The 3,333-nt window shown below is 70.2% G+C and carries 4 protein-coding genes; all 4 read right to left on the minus strand.

The features are described from left to right. Nucleotides 1-620, minus strand: a 620-nt coding sequence (locus WMI84_RS17635) for an aldolase/citrate lyase family protein (RefSeq protein WP_347355080.1), incomplete at its 3' end; no start/stop codon positions are given. Beyond that, the gene (hpaH, locus tag WMI84_RS17640; protein ID WP_347355081.1) at nucleotides 605-1,390 is read right to left on the minus strand and encodes a 2-oxo-hept-4-ene-1,7-dioate hydratase; all 786 of its coding nucleotides are present in this window, start codon (nucleotides 1,388-1,390) and stop codon (nucleotides 605-607) included. The genes hpaH and WMI84_RS17635, both read right to left, overlap by 16 nt. A gap of 45 nt (nucleotides 1,391-1,435) precedes the next feature. After that, nucleotides 1,436-2,599, minus strand: coding sequence for a 3,4-dihydroxyphenylacetate 2,3-dioxygenase (gene hpaD, locus WMI84_RS17645; protein WP_347355082.1), 1,164 nt, complete (start codon nucleotides 2,597-2,599; stop codon nucleotides 1,436-1,438). Between the two features lie 104 nt (nucleotides 2,600-2,703). After that, a partial coding sequence (locus WMI84_RS17650; RefSeq protein ID WP_347355083.1) for an aldehyde dehydrogenase family protein occupies nucleotides 2,704-3,333 on the minus strand: 630 nt, incomplete at its 5' end.

Raw genomic sequence — 3,333 nt, forward strand, 5'->3', positions numbered from 1 at the left:
ACGTCGGGATGGGACTGCTGCCCGAGCAGGCCCATCGAGGCGGCCAGGTCCGACGGGCCGACGAAGACGCCGTCGACCCCGTCCACGCCCGCGATCGCACCGGCCGCCTCGACGCCCGCGGCGGTCTCGACCTGGACGAAGAGGGACACGTGCTCGTCGGCATGCGTGAGATAGCCCGGCACCCGGTTCCAGCGGGCCGAGCGGGCCAGGGCCGACCCGACGCCGCGCCGGCCCCGCGGCGGGTATCGCACGGCCTCGACCACGGTCCGCGCCTGGTCGGCGGACGAGACCATCGGCACGAGCAGGTTCTGCGCACCGAGGTCGAGCACCTGCTTGATCGTCACGGTGTCACCGGTCGCCACCCGCACGACCGGCGTGACGCGGTAGGCGGCGACGGCCTGCAGCTGCGCCAGCACCGACCCCAGGCCGTTCGGCGAGTGCTCCATGTCGACCAGCAACCAGTCGAGGCCGGCGCCGGCGCAGATCTCCGCCACCAGCGGCGAGCCGGAGCAGACCCACATCCCGACGAGCGGGCGGGCCGACGACGAGCCGGCCTGACCCTTGCCCGACGGCCCGCCGGCAGCGGCCAACGCCTCCCGGAAGGTCAGACGAACCGGCATGTGACACTTCCCAGGTCGCGGTAGTCGGCCAGCACGGTGTCGCCCGGCTGCACCCACATCGGCTTGGTGAACGAGCCGGCCAGCACGATCTCGCCGGCCTCCAGGCGGTCGCCGTGGGCGGCGAGCTTGTCGGCCAGCCACGCGACGCCCGTGGCCGGGTGGTTGAGCACCGCCGCCGCCACCCCCGAGTCCTCGACCGTCTCGTTGCGGTAGAGCAGCGCGGACACCCAGCGCAGGTCCACCTCGTGCGGCCGGACCGGGTTGCCGCCGTACACCATCCCGCCCATCGCGGCGTTGTCGCTGATCGTGTCGACGATCGTGCGGCCGGTCATCTCGATGCGGGACGACAGGATCTCGAGCGCCGGCACGACGTACTCGGTGGCCCGCAGCACGTCGAAGACGGTGGCGCCAGGGCCCGAGACGGACCCGGACAGGACGAACGCGAGCTCCACCTCGATCCGCACGTTCGAGAACCGGGCGTGCTCGATCACCGAGCCGTTCTCGAACACCATGTCGGCGAAGATGGCGCCGTAGTCCGGCTCGGTGATCCCGGTGGCCTCCTGCATGACCTTGCTGGTGAGCCCGATCTTGCGGCCCACCGGCCGCCGACCGCTCGCGACGCCCCGACGACGCCACTCGTTCTGGACGGCGTAGGCGTCCTCGATCGTCATGTCGGGGTGTCGCGCGGTCAGCAGCGGCACCATCCGGCGGTCGTGTTCGGCGGCGGCGAGCTCGTCGGCGATGGCCGTGATGACCTCGGCGGGCAGCATCCCTTCTCCTGTTCGTCCGTTGTTCGTCCTGCTGGGCAGGTGTGCTCAGAGCTGGTGGCCGAGCTTGTACTCGCCCTGCTTCCAGCTCGGCATGGCGTCGGGCGCGTCGCCGCTGCGGGTGTAGGAGAACCCGTCGGCGCCGATGGTCGCGGCCAGCTCGGAGGCGTGGGTGCGCGTCACGACCGGCTGCGGGTTGCCGTCGAGGTCGAGCACGAGCGAGGCGTCCGTGTACCAGGACGGCACGACCGGGTTGCCCCACCAGTCGCGGCGCTGGTTGTCGTGCACGTCCCACGTGACGACGGGGTTGTCGGGGTCGCCGGTGTAGTAGTCCTGCGAGTAGATCTCGACGCGGTGCCCGTCGGGGTCGCGCAGGTAGAGGTAGAACGCGTTGGACACGCCGTGGCGGCCCGGGCCGCGCTCGATGCAGTCCGACATCCGCAGCGCCCCGAGCTTGTCGCAGACCGACAGGATGTTGTGCTTCTCGTGGGTGGAGAAGGCGACGTGGTGCATCCGGGGTCCGTCGCCGCCGGTCATCGCGGTGTCGTGCACGGTCGGCTTGCGCCGCATCCACGCCGCGTACACGGTGCCCTGCTCGTCCTGGATGTCCTCGGTCACGCGGAAGCCGAGGTCCTGCATGAACTTGGTGGCGCGCGGCACGTCCGGGCTGACCTGGTTGAAGTGGTCGAGGCGGACGAGGGCGCCCGGCGTGTAGAGGTCGTAGCGCCAGGCGAGCCGCTCGACGTGCTGCACGTCGTAGAAGAACTCGTACGGGAACCCCAGCGGGTCTTCCACCCGGACCGAGTCGCCCAGCCCCTTGACGAAGCCCTCGGCGCGGCGCTCGACCCGACAGCCGAGCTCGGTGTAGAACGCGACCGCCTTGTCGAGGTCCTCGGGGCTGCGCACCCGGAAGGAGAACGCGGCCACCGCAGCGACCGGACCCCTGCGCAGCACGAGGTTGTGGTGGATGAACTCCTCGAGGGTGCGCAGGTAGATGGTCTCCTCGTCCTCCTCGGTCACGGTGAGCCCGAGCACGTCGACGTAGAAGTTGCGCGACCGCTGCAGGTCGGTCACGACGATCTCCATGGAGGCGCAGCGCAGGATGTCCGGCGGAGCGGCCTTCGGGGTCGGCACCGGGTTGTCGGTCTGGATGGGGGCCTCCTGCGAGACGTAGAAGCCCGAGGAGGTCAGGGTCTTGTCGGTAGTGCTCATGGCAGCGTCCTTGCTTCTCATGTGGTGGGGTGGGTGGATGGTGGGTGCCGGGGCATGGGTGTCCGGGCCCCCGGCAGCGGGCCCAGCGGAGACTCAGCAGGGGCTCAGCGCGGGTCCGGGTCGTCCACGTCGGTGACGTGGTGCTCGTTCTTGCCGAAGGTCGGGTTGTGCACCGCACCCAGGGTGATGTGCACCGCCTGCTGCTCGGTGTAGAAGTCGATCGAGCGGTAGCCGCCCTCGTGCCCGAGCCCGGAGGCCTTGACGCCACCGAACGGGGTGCGCAGGTCGCGCACGTTGTTGGAGTTGAGCCAGATCATGCCGGCGTCGACTGCCTGGGCGAAGTTGTGGGCGCGCTTGAGGTCGTTGGTCCACACGTATGCGGCCAGGCCGTACTTCACGCCGTTGGCCAGGGCCAGGGCCTCCTCGTCCGTGTCGAACGGGGTGATCGCCACGACCGGGCCGAAGATCTCCTCCTGGAAGATCCGCGCCTCCGGCTTGACGTCGGCGAAGACCGTCGGTGCCACGAAGTTGCCGGTGTCGAAGCCCTTGGCGCGGCCACCGCCGGCGACGAGGCGACCCTCGCCCTTGCCGATCTCGATGTAGCTCATCACCTTCTCGTAGTGCTCCGGGTGCACGAGGGAGCCGACCTCGGTGTTCGGGTCGTTCGGGTAGCCGACGACGACCCGCTTGGCCTGGGCGGCATACCGCTGCACGAACTCGTCGTAGACGTCGCG

It is taken from the genome of Intrasporangium sp., assembly GCF_039812505.1.
Taxonomy (GTDB): domain Bacteria; phylum Actinomycetota; class Actinomycetes; order Actinomycetales; family Dermatophilaceae; genus Intrasporangium_A.